Source organism: Dactylosporangium cerinum, from assembly GCF_042653625.1.
GTDB lineage: Bacteria > Actinomycetota > Actinomycetes > Mycobacteriales > Micromonosporaceae > Dactylosporangium > Dactylosporangium cerinum.
Map to the genome: position 1 here is coordinate 67,121 of NZ_JBHSIU010000105.1, position 22,113 is coordinate 89,233.

Here is a 22,113-nt window from a genome sequence, read left to right on the forward strand (position 1 = left end):
TGCCGCCGACGGGCCCGTCCAGATGATCGGGACTATGGTCGTCGGCGTGAAACGACTTCTTCAGAGCCTGGCAACCCGACTGGGCAGCCGCCGGGCGCCGGCGCCCCAGCAGGAACGCCCGAAGGCCACCCTGCACAAGCCCGGGCCGCCGCCGAAGCACGTCAGCGACAAACTGCTGCAGTACGCCCCGCAGCTGGACGGTGCCGCCGACCCGGGCGAGGTCGTGTGGACGTGGGTGCAGTACGAGGACGACCCGAACCAGGGCAAGGACCGGCCGGTCCTCGTGGTGGGGCGCAAGGGCACGTCGCTCGTGGGGCTGATGCTGTCCAGCCAGAGCGAGCGCGACGGGCAGCGCAACTGGTTCGCACTCGGTCCCGGATCGTGGGACCGCGACCAGCGGCCCAGCTGGGTCCGCCTCGACCGGGTCCTGACCGTCGAGGAGCACGGCATCCGGCGCGAGGGTGCGGTGCTGGACCGGCAGCGCTTCGACCTCGTCGCCGAGCGGCTGCGCGCGTCGTACGGCTGGGACTGACCCTCACCGCGGCAGCGGCGCCCTGCCCAGGCCCTTGACGGTGCCGCGCAGGGTGTCGTGCCGGCCGGCCGGGTCCTCGGGTTCGAACAGCAGACACAGCTCCGAGCCGTCCTCGAACCAGCGCACCTTCAGGTCGCCACGATCCCGCAGCTCGGCCTCGGTCAGCGACAGGTAGCCGGCGGCCACGGCGGGGCAGCCGGCCGCCAGATCGGCGCCGTCGGCGACGACACCGGCGACCTCGCCCGAGTGATACTCCTGGCAGGGGCCGTACACCAGGTTCTCCTCGTCCTCGAGGTCGGCGTCAGGGCTGCGGCTGGAACACCGGCAGCATCCTGGCCAGCTCGTCACGCATGAGCGCGGCGGCCTCGTCGAAGGTCTCCACGACGGTGGCCGTGGCGTCGGTGGCGTCGCTGCCGACGAAGCGCCAGGAGCCGTCCGTCGCCGACGCGAGGGTCGCCCGGGACGGGGCGGCGCCGCGGGCGACGGCCTGCGCGGTCGAGGCGTTGAACGTGGCGACGGCCGGCCGGTGCCGGTGCAGGAACCGGTCGGCGATGGCGATGAGCGGCTCGCGCACGTCGACGTCGGCGCCGATCGGCGTGATGTCGTAGCAGCGGTACGCCCGGGCCGCGACCAGGAACCGGGTCATCTCCGCCTCGAACAGCAGCGCCCCGTCGGCGTGGTCCTCCGCGGTCAGCCCGACCTGGACGAACGCGCGCGGGCGGTGCAGCCCGGCGGCGACCGCGGCGACCGCCGGGGCCAGCTCCAGCTTCTGCCCCTCGACCGGCGCGGCGAGGTGGCGCAGGAGCAGCGACCCGAGGCCGGCGCTGAGCACCGCGTCCGCCCGGTCGGCGTCGGTCAGCCCGAGCAGCCGGGGCGCCTCCCCCAGCTGCCCCCCGCTCGCGAGCAGGAACGACAGTTCGGCGGCGGTCATGCTGAGCTGTTCGGTGGTCCCGTCCATGGCGTCCATCCCGTCGCGCGGTCATCCGTCGTCGTGGTGCTCAACGCCGGGCACGCGATCACGTCACGCGTTTCCGCGCCGGCTCGCCTTTTTCGACTTGCTGGCCGCCGGCGGGCCGGGCGCCACGGGCGCGGAACTGCTCGGGGTCAGTCCGCAGAACCGCTCGATGTGCTCCGGCCCACCGGCCGCGGCCGTCAACGCCCGCAGATCCGCCGGGTCCATGGGCTTGCGGTGCGGGTCGTCGCGGACCTTTTCCCATTCCTTGCAGAGCTTCTTGACGTCGGCGGCGGCGGCCGTGCCGGACGTGCCGGGCTGGGACGGTCCGGCGGTGGTCGACGGCCGCTGCGACACCTGCGGGGTGGGCGACCCGGCGCGCACGGTCTGCTGCTGGTCGGGGTCCGGACCGGGCTCCGGGACCTGGTCGATCCAGTCGTGCGCGGCCCGCTGCAGCGGCGCCGGCAACCGGCCCGCCCCGGCGGCGACGCCGGTGCCCGCGAGCGCACCGAGGGCGAGCGCGGCGGCGAGCACCACGACCCGGCGGCCTGAGCGCCGGGCCCCTCGGGACCGACCCGTGCCGTCCACGGCGGCGGCGTCCGCGGCGGAGCGGGCGGCGTACTCCTGCCGGAACGCGGCGACCGCGGCCCGCTCCCCCGCCAGCTCGTCCGGCCGGGCCGGGCCGGACGCCGCGCGGAGCAGGTCGGCCACCGCCGAGTCGCCGGACCCGCCGTCCAGCAGCCGCTGCGCCTCGGCCTTGAGCAGCGTCCGGCGCCGCCACCAGCCGCGCATCAGGCACCTTCCAGATGGGGATGCGGCAGGTCGGCACCGGTCGGGCCGAGAGCGATCCGGCGGGAGTGGACCTGCGGGTGCGCGGCCAGCCGCCGCAGCCCCCGCATCGCGGCGACGCGCACCGCGCCGGGGCGCTTGCCGAGGACCTCGGCGGTGCCGGCGACGTCGAGCCCGGCGACGACGCGGAGCAGGACCGCCTCGGCCTGGTCCGGCGGCAGCTCGCCGATGAGCCGCAGCGCCCACTCGGTGCCCGCGTGCTCGATGACCTCGGCGGCGGCGTCCGGCGCGGGACGGCCCGCGTCGACCTGGTCGCGGCTCTCCTCGCGGCGGCGCCACACCCGCCGGCCGTCGTCGATGGCCCGGTGCCGGGCGATGCGGAACAGCCACACCCGGAACGCGGTCGCGTCACCGGCGAAGCGGGGCAGGTCCCGCACGACCTGGAGCCAGGTCTCCGACGCGACATCCTCCGCCGCATCCCCGCACACCGCGTGCAGGTACCGTAGGATCGCCGGCTGCAGGGCCCGCCACAGCACGGCGAACCCGGTCTCGTCACCGTCGGCCGCCGCCCGCAACGGCCCGGCAAGGTCGGTGTCACGCACCGGCGGCACCGACCGGGTGTAACGCGCGGTGCGCCCGGACCGCCCCTTCAGGGCCGAGCACCATCCGCGCACCGAGGGGGACCACCGTTGACGCACCGACAGCAGGAGCGGACATGACCGACGCCATCGCGACCCAGACGGTCGACGGGTGTGTCGTGGTCACGCCCACCGGCGCCCTCGACGTGGCGACCTCACCGGCGCTGCACACGTGGGTGCACCGCTGCCTGGACGAGGGCGCGACGCTGCTGGTGCTGGACCTGTCGGAGGTGGAGTTCATCGACTCCACAGCATTGCGGGTCCTCGTGTCGGTGCACAAGCGGCTGAGGGACACCGAATCGGGCGGATTCGCAGTGGTTTGCCCGCATGCCCGCATCCGGCGGATCTTCGACCTGACCGCGCTCGACCGGGTGTTCACCCTGACCGACACCGTCGACGAGGCCGTGATCGCGCTCAAGGCGCCCTGATCGCCCCTCACGGACTGCTGACCCCGGCGTCCGACGCCGCCGGCACGGGGTGCCGGAGGCCGGGGTGCGCCGCCGGCAGGGCCCGGCGCAACACCCACCAGCTCGCCGCCAGGCACGCCGCCACCAGCGGCCAGGTGAGCACGACCTGGGCGGTGGCGAGCCACACCACCTGGCCGGCCCACCACAGCGGCACGAAGACCAGCAGGCGCACCAGATACTGGCCAACCCACACCCAGCTGGCCGCCTGGTAGGCCCGCAGCAGCGCCGGATCGCGGCGCCACCGGGTCTTCTGCCCCAGCACGGTGCCGACGATGAGCCCGAGGAACGGCCACCGCACCAGGATGCTGCCGGCCCACGCGAGCGCGCTCGCGGCGTTCGTCAGCAGCCGCACCAGGAAGAAGTCCTCGGCCCGGCCGGTCCGCAGCGCGACGATCGCGCCGAGGCACACCAGCAGCAGGCTGACCACGGTCGCGGCCGGCGCCCGGCGCTGCCGCAGCCGCCAGGCCGCGACGGCGGCGCCGACGAGGACCGCGATCCCCGCGCCGAGCGCGATCGAGCGCCCGCCGGCGAGCCAGCCCGCCGCGAAGCCGACGACGGGCGCGACGCTGTCCAGCGCGGCCCGTCGCCCGCCGAGCAGGTCGGCGAGAGACTCGTCCCCGTTGTGCACCGTCCACGCCCTCCAGAACCCGGCTCGACCGAGGTAAGCCTGCCCTATCATGCCCGGTGCGGCGCGGGGAGTCACGATCGCGGCAAGGTGTCCGGGTCGACCAGCGCGGCGGCGTCCTGCCCGCCGAGGTCCTGGCGCAGCTGGTCGACCCGGCCGAGGAGGCTGACGGAGTCGAGGACGGCGACCGCGCTCGGGAACACCGTGTGGACCTGCTCGACGGCGGTGATCAGCGCCGCCCGCAGCCGCGTGTCGTCGGTCTCGCCGCCGTCGGTCCAGTCCTTGAGCAGGGCGGCGAGGGCCAGCAGCAGCCCGGCGAGCGTGCCGCGGTCCAGGGCCGGCGGCTGCCCGGCCCGGTCGTAGAGCCGGTCCGTGGCCAGCGACACACCGCGCACCTGCAGGGTGATCCGGACCAGGAACAGTTGCTCGTCGCGCAGGTCGGCGAGCCGCCGCCGGAGCCGGCCGGCGGCGACGTTGAGCCGGGCGGTCTCCTCGACCCCGGCGAGCTCGGCCGCGGCGGCGGCGCTGAGCTCCGACAGCCCCCGCGACGTGGGGATCCAGTCGTGCCGCTCGGCCGGCGCCAGGACCGGCCCGCCGGCCCGGCGGTCCAGCTCGGCGGCGATGTCCTCCAGCACCGTGACGCACGTCGCGGCCCAGTAGTCCAGCGCCTGACGGGCCTGCCGCACGCGCGGGCGTTCCGGCACGATCACGGCGACGAGCAGCCCGACGACGCTGCCGATGGCGACGTCGACGAAGCGCCACTGCCCGTACCCCTTGGCGACCGGCGCCAGCACGAGCACCGCCACCATCGCGATGGTGAGCTGGTTGCGCGCGAGCGGGGTGTTGGTGATCTGCCGGGCCACGGCGAGGGCGGCGAACGCGGCGAGCGCGAGCGACCACCAGGTGAGCCCGAGCAGTTGCACCCAGCCGATGGCCAGGGCGGTGCCGACCAGGTTGGCGAACAGCAGCTGCAGGCCGGTGGCGACGGACCCGTACACACTGGCCTGCAGCGTCAGGATCGCGACGATCGGGGCGAACAGCACCGCGGCGTTGTCGTCGAGATGCCGGGCGAGGACCCATGCCACGGTCGCCGCGACGGTGGTCTTGACGACGGTCAGCCAACTCGGCCGGCTCTTCGGCACGCTCGTCAGCAGCGCACCGAGCGGCTCGGTGACCAGAGCCCTGGACTTCGACGAAGGCTTGGGCCGGGCGGGATCCACGTGACGAAAGCCTACCGGCACACCGGATAGGGTCGCAGCGTGCGCAGTTACGACCACCCGAATCTGTTCAACTTCCGCGACCTCGGCGGTTACCGCGGCCGCGACGGCCGCACGGTGCGCTGGCGGCGGCTCTTCCGCTCCGACTCGCTGAGCCGGATCGACCCGGCCGACGCGGCGTCGTTCACCGCGCTCGGCGTGCGGACCGTCATCGACCTGCGGCGGCCGCGTGAGGTCGCCCGCGACGGCCGGGTCCCCGAGTTCGCCGGGCTCACCTACCACCACCTGCACCCGGATCACGCCGAGTGGGAGGACGCGACCGACAACGACGAGCCCAGCGACGCCCGGTGGCTGGCCAACCGCTATCTCGACATCGCCTACGGCGGCGCGGCCGCGATGGTGGCCGCGGTCGCTGTCATCGCCGAGTCCGACAACGCGCCGGTCGTCGTGCACTGCGTCGCCGGCAAGGACCGCACCGGGGTCGTGGCCGCGCTCACCCTCGCCGCACTCGGCGTCGCCGAGCAGGACATCGCCGAGGACTACGCGCTGACCGCGGCCGCGACGGACCGGTTCACCGAGCACATGCGCCGGGTCAACCCGGAGATGGCGACGATGCCGGCGCGCTACCTGGTGTCCCCGGCCGAGGCGATGCTGCTGTTCCTCGGCGACGTGCACCGGCGGCACGGCTCCGTGCGTGGCTACCTGCTCGAGTCGGGCCTGTCCGAGGCGCACCTCGCCGCGCTGGACGCGCACCTGCTGGAGGACCCGGCGTGAAGATCTGCGTCGTCGGCGCCGGCGCGGTCGGCGGGGTCATCGGCGTGCGGCTCGCCTCGGCCGGGCTGCCGGTGTCGGTCCTGGCCAGGGGCGCCACCCTGGCCGCGATCGGGTCCGACGGGTGGCGGCTGCGGGAGGCGCACGACCAGCGCACGGTCCACGTCACCGCCTCGGACGACCCGGCCCGGCTGGGTCCGCAGGACCTCGTGTTCCTCACCGTGAAGGCGCACTCGCTGCCGGCCCTGGCGCCGTCGCTGGTGCCGCTGCTGGGTCCGGACACCGTGGTCGTGGCGGCGCTGAACGGCGTGCCGTGGTGGTTCCTGCACCCGCGGCGGCTGCACAGCGTCGACCCGACCGGCAGCATCGCCGCGAGCATCCCGGTCTCCTCGCTGGTCGGCTGCGTCGTGCATCTCAGCGCGAGCGTGCCGGCGCCGGGCGTCGTGCAGCTGAAGGCCGAGAACGAGCTGATCCTCGGCGCCGCACGCGGTGGAGGTGCAGCCGGTCCTGACCCGGGCCCGGCGGCGGGCGTGCTGCGCGGGGCCGGGTTCTCCGTGCGGGAGTCCGCCGACATCAAGGCCGACATCTGGTACAAGCTGTGGGGCAACATGACGGTCAACCCCATCTCGGCGCTGACCGGCGCGACCGCCGACAAGATCCTCGACGACGACCTCGTCAACGGGTTCGCCCACGCGGTCATGCGCGAGGCCGCCGAGATCGGGGCCAGGATCGGCTGCCCGGTCGAGCAGAGCCCCACCGACCGCAACGCGGTGACCCGCAAGCTCGGCGCGTTCAAGACCTCGATGCTGCAGGACGCGGAGGCGGGCCGCCCGATCGAGCTCGACGCGATGCTCACCGTGGTGCGCGAGATCGCCGCCACGGTCGACGTGCCCACCCCGTCGCTGGCCGCGCTGCTGGGCCTGACCAGGCTCGCGGCCCGGGAACGTGGCCTGTATCCGACAGCTCCCTGAGCCCGTCCGGCCGCTACCGTAAGGGCATGATCGGCTCCACCGGATGGTCCGCGCCCGAGGCCCTGCGCGCCGAGGGGATCCAGCGGCGCGCCAGCAGCCCCGTCAAGTCACTGACCGAGCTGCGGACCGCCGCCGACCGCGACCCGGTCGGCACGATCGCGGCGTCCAACGCCGACCGCGTCGCGGACCTCGTGCCGATCCGCATCGGCCGGATGATCAGCTCACCGTTCGCGTTCCTGCGCGGTTCGGCCGCGGTCATGGCCGCCGATCTCGCCGCGGGGACCGCCGACACCGGGCTGCACGGCTACATCTGCGGCGACGCGCACGCCGCGAACTTCGGCTTCTTCGCCTCCCCGGAGCGCCGGCTCGTCATGGACGTCAACGACTTCGACGAGACCGTCGTCGGCCCCTGGGACTGGGACCTCAAGCGTCTCGCCACGAGCCTGGTCAGCGCCGGCCGCGAGGCGGGGCTGCCGGACGACGAGTGCCGCGACGCCGCCCGCGACTGCGCCACCGGCTACCGCACGGCCCTCGCCGAGCTGGCCGACATGCCGCTGCTGGACGCGTACTACCTCACCACCGACCACTCGACCCTGGAACACTTCGGCATCGGCGACCTCGCCGACACCTTCGACCGGGTCCGCAAGAAGGCGAAGAAGAACACCAGCCGCCGCGTGGCGCAGAAGTTCACGCAACGCCTCGAGCACGACGCGTGGCGCTTCACCCCCGCCCCGCCGATCCTGGTCCCACTCGAGTCGGCCGACGCCTTCGGTGTCATCGAGTCCCTGGACGGCTACGCCGCGACCCTCGAAGAGGAGATCCGCACCCTGTTCGGCCGCTACGCCGTCGTCGACGTGGCGCACCGCATCGTCGGCCTCGGCAGCGTCGGCTACCGCTCCTACGTCGTGCTGCTGCACGGCAACGGCGACGAGGCCCTCGTCCTGCAGATCAAGCAGGCCCGCGCCTCGGCGCTCGCCCCCTATCTGCCGCCGGTGCCGGACCGGCACGCCGGCGAGCGGATCGTGCGCGGCCAGCGCTGGATGCAGACCGTCAGCGACGTGCTGCTCGGCTGGACGAGCATCGACGGGCGGCCCTACCTGGTCCGCCAGTTCCGCAACATGAAGGGCTCGGTCGACCCGACGACCCTGCGCGCCGGCCAGCTCGACGACTACGCCCGCGTCTGCGGTGTCGTCCTGGCCCGGGCGCACGCCCAGTCGATCGATCCGCGCACCCTGTCCGGCTACTGCGGGGCCCCGGACACCGCCGACGGCGACGAGTTCGACGCGGGGTTCGCCGCGTTCGCCGTCGCCTACGCCGACCAGACCGAGGCCGACCACGCCGCTCTGGTCGCGGCCGTGACGGCCGGCACACTCCCGGCGGTGACGGGCGTGTAGTCCCCCTTTCGCGCTTGTGACATCGATCGGCGGCTGACACACTGCCCACGCGCGCGTCTTGCGGGGGAGGCAGAAACGTGGTGCGTTTTCGGTTGGGTGCCGTGCTGGCACTGACGCTGGTCGTGGTCGCCGGGTGCACGAAGGTGCCGGCCGGGGTCGACAAGGACATCGTCGACGAGTGGGCCATGATGGGCGAGGCCAAGGTGCCCGAGCCCAAGGCCGGTGACTGCTGGACCAGCACCTCCACCTCCGTGTTCAGAATGACGGCGGCGTCGACCACGGTCGCGATGTGCAGCGGCCCGCACATCGGCGAGGTCGTGCAGGTCGGGCACTTCACCGGCGCCCTCGCCGAGGCCGACTCGCCGCCGAAGCTCGACCAGATGGCCGACATCTACACCGCGTGCGACGCTGAGGTCACCAAGTTCCTCGGCGCCTCGTGGCAGCTCGGCCGGGCCCGGATGCTGCTCTTCCCGCCGACGAGCACCCAGTGGCGGGGCGGCGCCCGGTTCTACCGGTGCGACGTCGCGTCGCTCAAGGGCGCCCACGGCGACCTGGAGAGCCGTGTGGCGACGCTGAAGGACAGCATGAAGCCCGGCAGCGACCGGCTGGACGGCTGCGCGGTGCTGGACAACGGCGTCGACTGGACGGGCGACGTGACGCCGGTGGTCTGCACCGCACCGCACGACGTGGAGTCCATGGGCCTCATCACGGCGAAGTCCGGCACGTACCCGGCGACCTCGGAGGCGGCGAAGACCGTGTTCGACACGCTGTGCGTGGACAAGATCCGTGAGTACACCAGCGGCGGCATCAACGCGCTGGCGACCGCCAAGGCCCGGTATCTGTACCCGCGCCACGCCGGCAGCGCCGAGGAGTGGAGCGCCGGCAACCACAACGCGACCTGCTGGGTGCTGCTGCCGAAGAAGATCACCCGCTCGCTGAAGGGCAACGGCTCCAAGGCGGTCTGAGCAACCCTCTTGTCACAATGATCAACTGCTGACACACTGCGCTCGCACATCTCGCGTGGGAGGCACGGTCGTGTCGCGTTTTCGGTTGGTTGTCGTGCTGGCGCTGGTGCTGGCGTCGGCTGCGGCATGTGCCCGCGTGCCCGCGGGCACCGACAAGAGCCTGGTCGACGACTGGTCGATGCTGGGCGAGGCGAAGGTGCCCGTGCCCGCGACCGGCGACTGCTGGCGCACCGACGCCTCCGACGTCTACGACATCGTCGATGTGCCGGGCGGCGTGGTGCAGGCGCCGTGCGAGAACTCGCACGTCATCGAGACCGCCTACGTCGGGCAGTTCACCGGCGCGCAGGCCGACGCCGACCGGGCGCCGTCGCTGGAGCAGCTCGCGGACCAGTACAAGGTCTGCGAGGAGGAGGCGACGAAGTACCTGGGCGGCGCCTGGGCCAGCGGCCGGCTGCGGCTGCTGGTGTACCCGCCGACGAGCGGCCAGTGGAAGGGCGGCGCGCGGTTCTTCCGGTGCGACGTCGCCGCGCTGCGCACCGAGGCCGGGATCCTCGATCCGCGCAAGGAGACGCTGAAGGGCACCCTGCAGCCCGGCGGCTCCATGCTGCTCGGCTGCACGAACCAGGTCGGCACCAAGGAAAGCTGGAGCGACCTGACGCCGGCCGCATGCACCGCGGCCCACGACACGGAGTTCGTCGGCGTCGTCATCTCGGCGATCGCCACCTACCCGGCGGACAGCAAGGCCATGGACACGGCGTACAGCGACCGGTGCTGGGCCCAGGTCCGCGCCTTCACCGGCAGCCCGGACAGCGTCCTGGACAAGGCCGACGTCAGGTACGGGTACTGGATGATGGCCGACAAGGACGAGTGGGCGTCCGGCCTGCGCACCGCGCGGTGCTACGTGATGCTGCCCAAGAAGATCACCCGGTCCCTCAAGGGCAACGGCGGCACCGCCATCTGATCGTGTGACACCCCGCACTTCCCGCTAAACGCATTCAGCCTCGGTTGACCGTGCGCCGGCAGGTGACACCTGTCAAAGTGGCGAACTGCGACACGTCAATCTGATCTCCGGACCGTCGAGGGGGTGCTGCCGATGCCGGCCGGTCGGGTGACCCTGCTCGACGTCGCGCTGCGCGCCGGCGTATCGCGCACCACCGCCTCCTTCGTCCTCACCGGCCGCCGCGACATGCGCATCTCCGCCGACGCCGAGCAGCGCGTCCTGCGCGCCGCCCGCGAGCTGGACTACCGGCCCAACCTCACCGCCCGCAGCCTGCGCACCCGCGTCACCCAGACGATCGGCCTGGTCTCCGACACGATCGCCACCGACGCCTTCGCCGGCCAGATCATCCGCGGCAGCACCGCCACCGCCCTCACCCGTCAGCACCTGCTCTTCATCGGCGAGACCGAGGGCGACCCAGCCACCGAGAAACGCCTGGTCCAGGACATGCTCGACCGCGGCGTCGACGGGTTCCTCTACGCCGCCATGTACACCCGCCAGATCCGCCTCCCGGCCGCGCTGCGGGGGCATCCCGTGGTCCTGGTCAACTGCATCGCCGGCAGCCGCGCGGTCAGCGTGATCCCGGACGAGCTCGCCGCCGGCCGCGCCGCCGCGGCGGCCCTGCTCTCGGCCGGCCACCGCGACGACATCCACATCGTCGGCGAGTCCGCCGACCACGTGTACGCCGCCCGCAACCGCCGCGCCGGCATCGACGAGACCCTGGCGGCCGCGGGCACCCGGGTGGCCGGCACGATCGAGTCGGCGTGGTGGCCCGAGCCGGCGTACGAGGCGGTCCGCCATTTCTTCACCACCGGCACCCGGGCGACGGCGTTCATCTGCCTCAACGACCGGGTCGCGATGGGCGTCTACCAGGCGGCCACGGCGGCGGGACTGCGGATCCCGGAGGACCTGTCGGTGGTCGCGTTCGACGACTCGGACCTGGCGTCGTGGCTGCGGCCGCAGCTGACCTCGGTCGCGCTGCCGCACTTCGAAATGGGCCGCCGCGGGATCGAACTCCTGCTCGACCCCGACCGCACGGCCGGCGCCCACCTGATCGACATGCCGCTCATGTCCCGGGCGTCGGTCGCACCGCCGCCCTGACCGTCCGGGCGGACCTCAGTAGAGCCTGACGGTCGAGCGGTGCCGGTCGATCGCCCCCAGGATGGCGCCCAGGACACCGATCGCGCCGACCCCGATCCCGACGATGGCCGCTTCCTTCTCATACCAGGGCGTGCCTGCGCGCCCGCCCGCTGCGGGCGGCTGCACCTGCACCTGCTGCGGCGCGGCGGGCCGGTGCAGTTGCTGCTCCATCAGTTTCAACTGCCCGTAGGCGGCGGCGCCGAGCACGACCACGCCCTTGGGGTCGGACGTGGTCTGCGGGCTGCGGCCGAAGACCTGGGTCATGAGCTCCGAGATGACGGGGATCTGGCTGGATCCGCCCGACAGCATGATGTGGGCGAGCCGGCTCCCGGCGATCCCGCTCGTCTCGACCACCCTGACCAGTGCGTCGAAGCTCCGCTCCAGGTCCGGGCTGATCGCCTCGACGAACTGGCCGCGGGTGACGCGGATCGCCGCCGGGAACCCCCGCACCCGCACGTCGGAGAACTGGGCCGTCGACAGCTCCTCCTTCACCCGGATGACGTCCTCGCGGAAGGCGAACGCGTCCGCGGGGTCGGCCCAGCCGGACCCGAACACCCGCGTGTACGCACCGGCATCGATGTGGCGGGCGTTGTCCAGGATGACGCGCTCGAGCGCCTTGTCGAAGTTCTGGCCGCCGAGCCACGGCTCGCCGTCGATGCCCGCGAAGTCGAACGCGCCGTCGTGGTTGCGCCGCAACACCGTCGCGTCGAAGGTGCCGCCGCCGAGGTCGTAGATGGCGACGGCGGAACCCAGCGGGATGTCCTGCCCCGCCGAATGCATGTACCAGCAGGCCGCCGCCTCGGGCTCGGACAGGTACAGCTCGCTCGGATCCGGCAGTCCCGCGGCGAGGGCCGCGGCGGTCAGCCGCCGCACCCCGCCCTCGTCCCACCCGGCCGGATGGGTGAGCACCAGCCGCGCCGGCGGGCTGGACCGGGTCCGCACCGCCTCGTCCGCGATCCGTCGCAGCACGGCCGCGACCAGGTCGACGGTGCGCACGTCCCGGCTCCGGACGACGGCGTGCTCGCCGGCGGCGAGGGCCGATTTCGGCGACCGGATCGCGCCGGTCGGGTCGAGTGCCGCCATCGCGTGCGCCTGCCGCCCGGTGTGCAGCCGGCCGGCCTGGTCCACGTTCACCACCGACGGCATGCGCCGGCCGCCGTCGACCTCCACGAATTTGCAGCCGTCCTCGTCGGCGATCACGGCGGTCGTGAACGAGGTGCCCAGATCGATGCAGAGCGTCCAGCTCACAGCGGTCTCCCCTTGCGTGTTCGCTTGAGTCGTTGGCGCCGGACGGCCGCCGGCGCCGCTTCGTCGCCGTCGCGCCAGTCGGCGCGGGCCTCGATGATGCGGCGCAGGGCCAGCGTGAGATCCGCCTCGGTGACCGTCGCCCGCTGCTCCCGGGCGACCGTGACGGCCGCCTCGATCACCGCCCGCTGGATGTCCCGGCCCACGACGCCGTCGATTCTCGCCAGGCTCTCGACCGGGACCGCCTTCGCCCCGGGCAGCCCGTCCGGCAGGTGGCGGCGCCAGATCTCCACCCGGGCGCGGTAGTCCGGCATCGGGATGTGCACGTGCTGGAGCCGGCTCTGGAAGGCCGGGTCGTAGGTGTGCGCGAGGTTCGTCGCGAAGATGACCAGCCCCTCAAAGGCGTCCAGGTGCTGGATGAGCTCCGTGCGCAAGGTGTTCGTGGCGTGTTCCGAGCCCTGGCTCACGCTCTCGAACCGGCGCGACAGCATGGACTCGGCCTCGTCCATGAAGATGACGGCGTTGTGCCGGCGGGCCGCCTCGAACATCGCGGCCAGGTACTTGCCGCCCTCACCGTGATATTTGCTCTCCAGCTGCGACGTGCGGGTGAGCAGGATCGGTGACCGGAGATGGTCGGCCAGGGCGTGGGCGGCCAGGGTCTTGCCGGTGCCCGGCGCGCCGTGGAGGTTGATCGCCGAGCGCGGGTGCTGCTCGATGCTGCGCAGCCCCCACTCGTCGAACACCTTCCCCCGCAACCGGACGGTGTCGACGGCGATGTGCAGCCGCTCCAGCGTGTCCTTGGGCAGGACCAGCTGATCGAGCCGGTGCGATGGCCGGACCGGCGTGAAGTAGGACATGCGGTGGCCGAGGTCCAGTTCGTCGTCCGTGGCGCGTTGACCGCCGTCACCGGGCACCTGCGGGCCGGGCCCGGCGGTCGTCAGCGGACCGAAGCCGACCGACAGGTCGACCCGGTCCCGCCCGGACGCGGCGAGCAGGGACCTGGCGGCCATGCTGACCCGCCCGCGGAACTGCGCGGCGGCCTCCTCAGGGAGCCCCTCGGGCAACAGCACCCGAGGGGTGCGATCCACCTGAGTCAATGCCGGCTCCTCAGGTGTTCACGGTGATGGTCGACATTCCCTGCATCCGCCGCTCGTATTGGGCGTCCGTCCGGTTCGACGAGAACTCCTTGCTCTTCTGCTCGACGCCCACCGCGTCGCGGATGGAGACCCTGGTGTAGTTCTTGCCGGCCTTGTTCTGCCGGACGATCTGGGCGGTGCCACCGGCGATCTTGTTGCTCTCGATCCAACGTTCGATCTCCGCCCAGGTGATCACCGCCACGGCGACGGCCACGGCCGCGATGCCGACGAGGAGCGCGCCCCAGCCGGCGGCCCGCCGCTCCCGCTCCCGCTGCTTGGCGCGAGCCGCCGCGACCGCCCAGATGATGATGATCGCGATGACCGCGACGAAGATGAATTCCACGAGCGGGGCTCCTCAGGCCTAGTCAAAGATGATCATGTCGCGGTCGCCGAACAGCTCGGTGAGCTCCGGGTCGCACGAACGAGCCTTGGGTACGTAGCTGATCTTCTGCCCGGTGGCGGGGTCGACGACGGGCTCCCCGTCGGTGGTGACCACGGCGAGATGGAACAGGTCGCCGCTACGCAGCCGCTTGCGCAGCACCACGCCCTCCTGCCCGGCGTCGGTCGGCGAGAGGTGCGTCCGGAAGAAGCCGACGACCTCGGCGTAGGACAGGACGTCCGTGGAGGGGGCCGGCAGCCCGATCTCCTCCAGGAACGCGCGGGCCGGCTCCTTGGCCGCGTTCACCTGACCGGCGAACCCGGGCAGCGAACGGTGGACGCCCGACCGGGCGGTGGCCTCGTTGCCGGGAGCGTCGGCGATGTCCTGGAGTTTCCGGCGCATCCGACGCATCCGGTCCGCGGCGGACTCAGGTGGCGATTCCGTCATTCCACACCTCTCACTCGTCCGGCTGGTCGAGCCGGAGTGCCAACCGGGCGGACTCGTCCTGCAGCACGGCGATGCGCTCCAGGGTCCGGCCCACCTGCGCGCGTTGCGGCGCGAGGTCGGCGTCGGTGGCGCGCCGGTCCTCCTCCGCGTGATGGAGCAACCGATCGAGTTCCGCGCCGCGGCGACGCAGCCGGTCACCGACCCGGCGGTCGAGGTCGGCCCGGAGCTGGTCCACCGTCTGGTGCACGGCGGCCCTGATCTCGTGTTGCAGGTGCGCGATCGTGCTGTCCACGTAGGCGTCGAGTTCGTCGCGCCGGCGCTGGTTGCCGATGCTGCGGAAGACGGCGAACGCCCCGCCGACGAGTGCGGCGAGGCCCGCCACCGCGAGGACGGCCATGGTCGCCTTCTGTCCGCCGGACATCCCGCGGTAGGTCTCCCCGGTCTTGCGCGCACCCCAGAGCACCGCCTGCCGGCCGTACTGCTTCAGCTCTGCCGACGGCGCCGGGATCGCATGGCCGCCGATGACAAGACCACCGCCGCCGATGCCGAGACCGCCGATGACGGGCAGCGGGCCGACCCCGGGAGCGGCGCCGGCCTCCGGCCATGGCACCAGTCCGTCGCCGGCGCTGTACGGCTGGTCCACCGGCCGCTGGCCGCCGGCGACGAACCGCGGCACGGTGACCAGGTTGACGCCCATGGGCAGCTCCGGCGCGACGACGGTGCCGCCGTGCGCGCCGAGGTCGTCGGCCAGGCTGGCCAGGATCGCCACCGTCTCGCCGTGCAGCGCGGTTTCCAGGTCGAGCGAGATCGCCTGCGCGCCGTCGCGCAGGCTGCGGGGCAGTTCGGCGGTCAGGTCCTGCCCGCCCGCCGCCAGCTGCGCCTCGGCCTCGCTCCGCAGCCGGTGCAGGGCGGCCTGCGCGGCCCGTTCCAGTCGCGTCTGGAGCGCGGACAGCCGGCTCGCCAGGTCTTCGCGCCACTGCGCCGAGGTGTCCAGGAGCCGGGCGAGCTCGGACCGCTCGGACCGCAGGCTCGCAACCAGGTCAGCCGGGCTCGTCAACCCTTGCAGGAGCGCCCGCTGCGCGGATTCGTGCTGATCCAGCGCCTGGCTCGCGCCGGCCAGCGTCAGCCGCAGGCGTCCCCGCGCCACCCGCTGCGGCAGGTGCCGGGTGAGCTCCTCGATGAGCGGCGTGAACCGGCTGCGCTCGAGGAAGGCGGCGGCCGCCTCGGACCGGCCGGCAGCGGCGGCCCGGTCCGATTCGATCTTGAACCGGTTGCTGACCGGAAACCACGGCGCGTCGATGAACCGGGGCGCGTGCCTGCTGATCAACGCGACGTTGCGCAGATGGACGTCGCGGTACCCGGCGTACTTGTCGATGCCGGTCAGCACGAAGATCACGGTGCCGATGCGGGCGGTTGCCTGCTCCAGGAAGGCGACCTCGGAGGCGCGCAGTTCCACGCTCGCGTTCATGACGAACACCAGGACGTCGGCCCGGCTCAGCGTGGAGAACGTCACCGCCTTGTGCCCGGCGACCAACCCGCCCACCCCGGGGGTGTCGATCAGCGTGAGTCCGCCGGCGAGCAACGGCGAGTCGACCCCGACCGTCACGCGTTCGATGTCGGGGTGACGGGAGACCCGCTCGTCCGCGTCGGGGTCCAGGGCGGCGTACTCGGCGACCTGATCCAGCTTGATGGCCAGCCCGTCCGGATGGCCCGGCCCGAAGGCCACCGCCTCCTCGGGTTCGGCCCGCGCCACCGCGATGTAGACGTTCGTCGCCACGTCGGCGTCGACCGGAAGGAGCCCCTCCCGCCCGAGCAGGCTGTTGATCAGCGAGCTCTTGCCGCAGTTCTTCTCGCCGGCCACCACCACGGTCAGGCCGTCGACGCTCGAACCGCCCGCGTGCGCCCGCAGGGCGGCGGCCTGGTCCGGGTCCTGGAGTTCCTCCGCAAGGGCGGCGACCCGTCCCATGAACGACCAAACGTCTGGCTCCACGCCCCGCATGTCCGGCTCCGTCCTCACTGCGCTCCAGGCCCCGATCAGGCCGTCAACCATTGGACGAACGGGCCGCGCCGGATGTTCCGGCGCCGGCCTGATGAGCCGGCCCCGCGTCGAGGAAGAGCTGCTCCAGCACCTCCAGCACCACGGTGGCGTGCGGCGAGGAGTGTGGCGGCAGCTGATACTCCACCGCCCGCCACCGGTCGATGCGCGCTCCTGCCTCCGCCCGCACCTGACCCGGCGACGCGTCGCCCGGCAGGCCCAGTCGTTGCGCCGGCGTCTCGCCGTGGGCGATCTGGGTCAACTCGTCCGCGGCCCGGCCGTCCAGGGGCAGCGCACCGGTCTCGTAGGCCGAAACCGCCGCCAGCAGCGCGGTGATGCGCGTGGCGGGGTCCCGCCGGATCGTCCGCACCACGGTCAACAGGTCGGCCACGGCCGCGCGCTCGGCCGGGTCCGTGGCGATCTGCCGGCGGGCCGCCGCGAGCTCGCGTTCGAGGGCGGCCGCCGCCGCACCGGCCCGGACGGGGTCGGCCGCCGCCTGGAAGCGACGGTGGATGGCCGACAGCAGATCGTTGATGCCCGAGACCTCCTCCAGTCCGGCGAGGATGGCCGAAGCCGCGACGGCACCGCGGTCGATCGCGTTGAACGCCTCCTCGACGCCGTAGCGGTCGAGCAGCCGCAGCAGGTCGGCCCGCATGCTCCGGTCGACACCCAGTTCGGGCGCCCCGTCCAGAAACATCTCGTCGGCGAGCAGGAGATCGGCGCGGGTCACCGGATCGGCCGCCGCCAGCCGTCGCAGTGCGGCGGCGTGCAGTTCGGTGAAATCCGCGCCCCGCGCGGTCTGCGCGAGAAGCCCGGCGACGGGCACCACCTCGCAGACCAGTGCACGCAGGTCACGAGCGGCCCGCCGGGCCATCCTCGCGGCCACCACCCGCCGGCGCTCGGGCGGCTCATGGTCGGCGATCTTGTCCACCCAGGACAGCACGGCGATGACGTTCTGCCGGGACAGATGGGCTCCGGAGACATCCGCGCGGAACCCCTCCAACGCCGCCCTGTTCACCTCGCCGGCGTCCTCGGTGACGTAGACGAGCGCGTCGGCCTGCCGGATCGTGCCCATCGAGTAGTCGTCCAGGCCGGACAGCGAATCGCTGCCGGGCGTGTCGACGATGACGAACTCACGGCCGATCCGGCGGTCGGTCGCCCGCGCGACGAAGTGACTGACCTCGGTGTGCGAGTGGGGCAGGTCGTCCGGGATTCCGCCGCCGGGCTTCGCCGGCACCGTTTCGGGCGGCCGCCCGTCGCGCCAGTGCACCACCAGTTGGTCCTGGTGGTGGTACTCGAACCAGGCCGCTATCTTCGTGCACTCCGTCGACCCCGTCGGGGCCAGCCGGTGGCCGAGCATGGCGTTGACGATCGTCGACTTGCCCGCGTTGACGCGTCCACCGACCGCGACGCGCAGCGTCCGGTCTGCCAGCCGGGCACGGGCCCGAGCCACCGCGGCGACGGCGGCGTCGGACCGCACCCGTGCCGCAGCTTCCGCGCAGGCGGCCGCGAGGCGGTCGGAAAGCGGGTGCTCCACGTCAACTCCGCACTCTCGTCGAGATCAAGGTCAGGTCCACGGATCGTGGTCGTCGTAGCCGTGGCTGCCGAGGTCGGCGCCGAAGCCGCCGTCGTCGTCGTATCCACCCTGGTGCGCATCGCCCACGTCGGGTGGCGCAACGTCCGTGGCCACCGGATGGCCGACCGGGTCGCGATGGTGGTCGTCGTCGGACGCCAGCAGGTCGAGGCCGCCGCTCGCGCCGAGCAGCAGGCCACCGCCGCCCCCGAGCACCAGGCCCAGCGCACCCGCCCGCCACGGCCGGGCCGGCCGGGCCACCGCCGGCAGCACGACGCCGGGATCGACGGCCGGCTCGGCGGCCAGGTACACCCAGCCGACCGCCCGGAACGCCTTCTTCGGGATGGCGACCTGCACCCGGCGGAACTCGCTCGGCGCCATACCCGGGTGGTGCTGGGCGACCACATCGGCGTAGAGGTCGTCGGCCACCATGACCGCGAGGTCGCAGTTGCGGGCCCTGGCCAGCGCCGAGCGCAGCTCACCGCTGTCGACCAACCGGCTCGCGGCCACCACGGCCGTGCCGACGAAGCCCGTCGCGGCGACCTGGACCGCGCCCTGCGACAGGGCCGCCCGCAGTCGCATCCGGCCCCAGCTCACCGTGCGGTTCACCTGGAACAGCGCGTCTCTGAGCCCGCCGATCAGCCGGACCAGCACCCTGGACTCGTCGATGCCGGCCGGCAACAGCAGCAGCTGGCCGTCGCCACGGTCCTGGCGGTGATCCGGCGCGACACCGACCCCGGCGTTGGCGCACGCGTAGGTCATCACCTGGAGCAGACTCCGTTGCACGTCTACCTGGTCGACCGTCGTGTGTCGGCTGTACCCCTCGATGTCGACCACCAGGCAGAGCTGGCGGATCGCCGCCGGCCGGGTCACTGGTGGGCTCCTGGCTCCCGGCCGGTGTCGGCCGCCAGGGCACCGAGCGCGGCCGGATCGCGGACCAGGAGCCGGCGGTAGCCGGTCGAGACGATGTCCCTGCGGCGCAGGTCGGTCAGCGCCCGGCGCGCGCCCGGTGCCGAGACGCCGGCCAGCGCCGCGATCTCCGGTTGGCTCAACGGGACGTCGACCAGCAGCCCGCCGTCGACGGCACGGCCGTGCAGTTGCGCCAGGTGGTGGAGCACCCGGACGATCCGGACCGGCACGGACGCCCCGCCGAGTTCCGTGCGGAACCGGGTCGCCTCGCGCAGTTTGGTGGTGATGCTGCGCTGGACGACCGTCGCCGCGCCACGCCGCTGGGCCAGGAACGCCTCGAAGGTGTCGTGGTCGACGCTGCGGGTCATGGTCGCGGCGGCGGCGATCACGGTCGCGGAACGGGGCCGGCCATCCAGCGCGGCGAGTTCCCCGATGAGATCGCCCGGCACCCGCACGGCCAGCAGCGTGGTGCGCCCGTCGTCGGTGTCCCCCACCACCTTGACGCACCCGTGCAGCATGACGTGCAGGTCGGCGCCGGGGTCCCCCTCGTGCATGAGGACGGACCCCGCGGCGTGCCGCCGCACCGAGCCCAACGCCAGCAGCGCCGAGCGGTCCGCCTCGCTCAACCCGGCGAGCACGCTGCCACCGCGCCAAGCGGATGCGGGCGGCGCCATCCACGACCCGGACCGCTGCCGTCCGACCATCGCACCCCGCCCGTGTCCGGCCCTCCGTCCCGACCGCGGACAGGCTTTGCCAGACCGTACGCCGGAGCGCGGGCCGACAAGTTCGTCCGGTCAGTCAGTGGATCACGCCGGCCGGAGGCAACGTTGCGGTCGATCGTCGGATCCACCCCCGGTGCGGTCATCCGCTAGTGGGCGTCCGGGGTCAGGCCGTCCTCCCCGCTGACGTAGTCCGACACCGACGTGTAGCCGGTGTGATCGGCGCTCTCGATGACATCGTCGGCGGTGTACGCACCGTCGTTCCAGGTCTTCTCGTCCTCGTCCTCGTCGTAGGACATCGCTGTCCACCTCCTTCTTCCGCTGGCTTCTTCCGTTGGCTTCTTCCGTTGGCTTCTTCCGCTGGTTATGTGAGCTGGTCCTGCAGCCGCTCGACCCGGTGGGCCAACGCGACAAGCCGCTCGACCCGGTCCGCCGCGTCGGCTCGCGCCACGCGCAGGTCGTGCTCGGACTGCGCGCCGGCGCGCTCGTGCCGCTCGACGGCCGCCTGCAACTCCTGGCGGCGTTGCGTGAGCCGCTCGGTGAACGCGGCCTCCATGGTGTCGTGGATGGCCGTCAGCGCGGCCTTGAGCGCCGGCGTGAACTCGACCTGCAGTTCGCGCATGACGACGTTGAGATGGCGGGTCGCCGCGGCCCGGTCGCGGCTGAGCTGCTCGCGCAGCTTGCGGCGTTTCTGCAGGAAGTACGCGGCACCGAGACCGGCCACGATGCCGGCGAAGGGCGCGCCGATGCCGCTGACCAGACCCGCGGTCAGCAGGCCGACGCCGGCCGAGCCCATGCTGTACTCGACGGCGCTCGCCAGGCCGAGCTTGCCGTGCTCCCCGCGTTCCAGCCCGGGCAGTTCCCGCAGGCGCCCCGGCATGCTCAGGCCGCCGCCGGCCGCGGCCGGAAGGGCCGCGGCCGTCTCCGCGACGATCGCCGACACCCTCGTCCGGAGCTGGGTGTCGATGGTGGACCACAGCGCGTGCACCCCGGCCAGCAGGTCGGCCGGCAGCTGGTCGATCATCTCGGGTCCGGCGTCGTTGATGCGCAACGACGCTGCGGCCGAGACGTCGTTGAGTCCGCGGTTGAAGTCCAGTGACAGTTCCTGTTCGAGGGCACGGAACCGGGCGGCGACCGTCTTGCGCCAGGCCGCGCCCTCCTCGGTCACCGACCGCAGCCGCTCGCGCTCCACCGCGAGGTCCTCGGCGAAGGTGGGGTCCGGCCGGAGCGTGGCCAGCTGGATCTCGGCCCCGGCGATCAGCTCCGGCAGCACGCCCGCGGCCGAGTGCAGCGAATTGCTGAGGCGCAGCACGGCCGTGCGATCCGCGACGCGCTCCCGTAGCGCGGCCAGCAGGGGGTCGAACCGGCTCTGTGCGCGCAGGGCGGCGGCCTTGTCGGGCGCGGCGGTGTCGAACTCCAACGCCTCGGTGCGCAACAGGCTGCTGACCGGAAACCAGGGCGCCTCCGCCAACGCCGGTGCGTGTTCGGCCAGGAGCCGGCGATTGGTCTCCAGCACCGCGCGCCAGTCGGGGTACTTGTCGATCTGCCCCAGGACGAACAGCACGGTGCTCACCCGCCCGGCGACCCGCTCCAGGAACTGACGCTCCGACTCGGTGAGTTCGGTGCCGCCATGGACCACGAACACGATGGCGTCGGCCTGTTCGACGGCGGCGAGGGTGATCGCGCCATGCCCGGCGACCAGGCCACCGACGCCAGGCGTGTCGGTCAGGCTCAGCCCCACCAGCGTCGGGTGCGGCAGACCGATCTCGACGTAGGACACGTCCGGACGCCGGATCTCCTGGGTGTCCGGATCGAGCCCGGCGTATTCGGCCACCTCGTCGAGCGCGATGGTGAACCCGTCGGGCCTGGCGAGGTCCACGACGCGGGCCACCGGCTCGGCGGCGTAGCCGACCGCGACGTGCACGCAGCTGGCCACATCGGCGTCGACCGGCAGCAGGCCCGGACGCTCGACGAGGGCGTTGATGAGCGAGCTCTTCCCGCGCTTCTTCTCCCCGACCACGACCACCCCGGCCGGTCGGCCGTCCATGGCCGGGATGTCGGCCATCCGGCTCGATGCCAGGTCGTCATCGGCCTCCCGGGCCGCGGCCGCCACCGCCGTGAGCACCTCGGCGACGTCGGCCGCCAACGGATGTACGCGCATCTTCCACCTTCCGGGCCCTCGCCCAATCCCTGCCGGCACCACACTGTTGGA

Annotated in this window: 24 protein-coding genes; 8 read left to right on the forward strand and 16 right to left on the reverse strand. The window is 73.0% G+C overall.

The window, feature by feature from the left end; genetic code table 11:
- Positions 1 to 46: 46 nt before the first annotated feature.
- Positions 47 to 532 carry a type II toxin-antitoxin system PemK/MazF family toxin gene (locus ACFPIJ_RS52840; protein WP_380127121.1) on the forward strand — a complete coding sequence of 162 codons (486 nt, stop codon included), beginning with the start codon at positions 47 to 49 and terminating at the stop codon, positions 530 to 532.
- 3 nt (positions 533 to 535) lie between these two features.
- Here ACFPIJ_RS52840 and ACFPIJ_RS52845 read toward each other — a convergent pair whose 3' ends face one another.
- From ACFPIJ_RS52845 to ACFPIJ_RS52860, 4 genes are all read right to left on the reverse strand, one after another.
- Complete coding sequence (locus ACFPIJ_RS52845) at positions 536 to 805, reverse strand: hypothetical protein (protein ID WP_380127122.1); 270 nt, start codon at positions 803 to 805, stop codon at positions 536 to 538.
- A 28-nt stretch (positions 806 to 833) separates the two neighbouring features.
- Positions 834 to 1,490 (reverse strand): hypothetical protein, encoded by a 657-nt coding sequence (locus ACFPIJ_RS52850; RefSeq protein ID WP_380127123.1) that lies wholly within the window; start codon positions 1,488 to 1,490, stop codon positions 834 to 836.
- A gap of 63 nt (positions 1,491 to 1,553) precedes the next feature.
- Positions 1,554 to 2,276, reverse strand: a complete 723-nt coding sequence (locus tag ACFPIJ_RS52855; RefSeq protein WP_380127124.1) for a hypothetical protein — start codon at positions 2,274 to 2,276, stop codon at positions 1,554 to 1,556.
- Positions 2,276 to 2,875 (reverse strand): RNA polymerase sigma factor, encoded by a 600-nt coding sequence (locus ACFPIJ_RS52860; RefSeq protein ID WP_380127125.1) that lies wholly within the window; start codon positions 2,873 to 2,875, stop codon positions 2,276 to 2,278. Before ACFPIJ_RS52860 ends, ACFPIJ_RS52855 begins: the two co-directional genes overlap by 1 nt.
- A gap of 113 nt (positions 2,876 to 2,988) precedes the next feature.
- Here ACFPIJ_RS52860 and ACFPIJ_RS52865 point away from each other — a divergent pair, with 113 nt between their 5' ends.
- The gene (locus ACFPIJ_RS52865) at positions 2,989 to 3,339 is read left to right on the forward strand and encodes an STAS domain-containing protein (RefSeq protein WP_380127126.1); all 351 of its coding nucleotides are present in this window, start codon (positions 2,989 to 2,991) and stop codon (positions 3,337 to 3,339) included.
- Between the two features lie 7 nt (positions 3,340 to 3,346).
- Here the strand turns inward: ACFPIJ_RS52865 and ACFPIJ_RS52870 are convergent, their stop codons facing one another.
- Together ACFPIJ_RS52870 and ACFPIJ_RS52875 are read right to left on the reverse strand one after the other, a co-directional pair.
- The gene (locus ACFPIJ_RS52870; RefSeq protein WP_380127128.1) at positions 3,347 to 4,006 is read right to left on the reverse strand and encodes a DUF3159 domain-containing protein; all 660 of its coding nucleotides are present in this window, start codon (positions 4,004 to 4,006) and stop codon (positions 3,347 to 3,349) included.
- 71 nt (positions 4,007 to 4,077) lie between these two features.
- Positions 4,078 to 5,223 (reverse strand): FUSC family protein, encoded by a 1,146-nt coding sequence (locus ACFPIJ_RS52875; RefSeq protein ID WP_380127129.1) that lies wholly within the window; start codon positions 5,221 to 5,223, stop codon positions 4,078 to 4,080.
- A 39-nt stretch (positions 5,224 to 5,262) separates the two neighbouring features.
- Here ACFPIJ_RS52875 and ACFPIJ_RS52880 point away from each other — a divergent pair, with 39 nt between their 5' ends.
- From ACFPIJ_RS52880 to ACFPIJ_RS52905, 6 genes are all read left to right on the forward strand, one after another.
- The gene (locus ACFPIJ_RS52880; protein WP_380127130.1) at positions 5,263 to 5,994 is read left to right on the forward strand and encodes a tyrosine-protein phosphatase; all 732 of its coding nucleotides are present in this window, start codon (positions 5,263 to 5,265) and stop codon (positions 5,992 to 5,994) included.
- On the forward strand, positions 5,991 to 6,962 hold the full coding sequence (locus ACFPIJ_RS52885; protein WP_380127131.1) for a 2-dehydropantoate 2-reductase: 972 nt from the start codon (positions 5,991 to 5,993) through the stop codon (positions 6,960 to 6,962). The genes ACFPIJ_RS52880 and ACFPIJ_RS52885 overlap by 4 nt, the downstream gene beginning before the upstream one ends.
- Positions 6,963 to 6,988: 26 nt before the next feature.
- Complete coding sequence (locus tag ACFPIJ_RS52890) at positions 6,989 to 8,356, forward strand: DUF2252 domain-containing protein (RefSeq protein ID WP_380127132.1); 1,368 nt, start codon at positions 6,989 to 6,991, stop codon at positions 8,354 to 8,356.
- Positions 8,357 to 8,436: 80 nt separating this feature from the next.
- Positions 8,437 to 9,321 carry a septum formation family protein gene (locus ACFPIJ_RS52895; RefSeq protein WP_380127133.1) on the forward strand — a complete coding sequence of 295 codons (885 nt, stop codon included), beginning with the start codon at positions 8,437 to 8,439 and terminating at the stop codon, positions 9,319 to 9,321.
- Between the two features lie 70 nt (positions 9,322 to 9,391).
- Positions 9,392 to 10,282, forward strand: coding sequence for a septum formation family protein (locus tag ACFPIJ_RS52900; protein ID WP_380127134.1), 891 nt, complete (start codon positions 9,392 to 9,394; stop codon positions 10,280 to 10,282).
- A 132-nt stretch (positions 10,283 to 10,414) separates the two neighbouring features.
- Complete coding sequence (locus ACFPIJ_RS52905) at positions 10,415 to 11,419, forward strand: LacI family DNA-binding transcriptional regulator (RefSeq protein ID WP_380127135.1); 1,005 nt, start codon at positions 10,415 to 10,417, stop codon at positions 11,417 to 11,419.
- A gap of 15 nt (positions 11,420 to 11,434) precedes the next feature.
- On the opposite strand, the gene ACFPIJ_RS52910 is transcribed toward ACFPIJ_RS52905, so the two are convergent.
- The 10 genes from ACFPIJ_RS52910 to ACFPIJ_RS52955 form a co-directional block, all read right to left on the reverse strand.
- Complete coding sequence (locus ACFPIJ_RS52910; RefSeq protein WP_380127136.1) at positions 11,435 to 12,706, reverse strand: Hsp70 family protein; 1,272 nt, start codon at positions 12,704 to 12,706, stop codon at positions 11,435 to 11,437.
- Positions 12,703 to 13,791 (reverse strand): ATP-binding protein, encoded by a 1,089-nt coding sequence (locus tag ACFPIJ_RS52915; protein WP_380127376.1) that lies wholly within the window; start codon positions 13,789 to 13,791, stop codon positions 12,703 to 12,705. The genes ACFPIJ_RS52910 and ACFPIJ_RS52915 overlap by 4 nt, the downstream gene beginning before the upstream one ends.
- Positions 13,792 to 13,810: 19 nt before the next feature.
- A complete protein-coding gene (locus ACFPIJ_RS52920) occupies positions 13,811 to 14,182 on the reverse strand; it encodes a hypothetical protein (protein WP_380127137.1) in 372 nt (123 codons plus the stop codon).
- A gap of 18 nt (positions 14,183 to 14,200) precedes the next feature.
- Positions 14,201 to 14,620 carry a hypothetical protein gene (locus ACFPIJ_RS52925; protein ID WP_380127138.1) on the reverse strand — a complete coding sequence of 140 codons (420 nt, stop codon included), beginning with the start codon at positions 14,618 to 14,620 and terminating at the stop codon, positions 14,201 to 14,203.
- A gap of 55 nt (positions 14,621 to 14,675) precedes the next feature.
- A complete protein-coding gene (locus ACFPIJ_RS52930; protein WP_380127140.1) occupies positions 14,676 to 16,655 on the reverse strand; it encodes a dynamin family protein in 1,980 nt (659 codons plus the stop codon).
- A 52-nt stretch (positions 16,656 to 16,707) separates the two neighbouring features.
- The gene (locus ACFPIJ_RS52935; protein ID WP_380127141.1) at positions 16,708 to 18,237 is read right to left on the reverse strand and encodes a dynamin family protein; all 1,530 of its coding nucleotides are present in this window, start codon (positions 18,235 to 18,237) and stop codon (positions 16,708 to 16,710) included.
- Between the two features lie 30 nt (positions 18,238 to 18,267).
- The gene (locus ACFPIJ_RS52940; protein ID WP_380127142.1) at positions 18,268 to 19,146 is read right to left on the reverse strand and encodes a hypothetical protein; all 879 of its coding nucleotides are present in this window, start codon (positions 19,144 to 19,146) and stop codon (positions 18,268 to 18,270) included.
- Entirely contained in the window at positions 19,143 to 19,820 is a 678-nt protein-coding gene (locus ACFPIJ_RS52945; RefSeq protein WP_380127143.1) for a Crp/Fnr family transcriptional regulator, read from the reverse strand. Before ACFPIJ_RS52945 ends, ACFPIJ_RS52940 begins: the two co-directional genes overlap by 4 nt.
- 230 nt (positions 19,821 to 20,050) lie before the next feature.
- Positions 20,051 to 20,200 carry a hypothetical protein gene (locus ACFPIJ_RS52950; protein WP_380127144.1) on the reverse strand — a complete coding sequence of 50 codons (150 nt, stop codon included), beginning with the start codon at positions 20,198 to 20,200 and terminating at the stop codon, positions 20,051 to 20,053.
- Positions 20,201 to 20,265: 65 nt separating this feature from the next.
- A complete protein-coding gene (locus tag ACFPIJ_RS52955) occupies positions 20,266 to 22,062 on the reverse strand; it encodes a dynamin family protein (RefSeq protein ID WP_380127145.1) in 1,797 nt (598 codons plus the stop codon).
- Positions 22,063 to 22,113 lie beyond the last annotated feature (51 nt).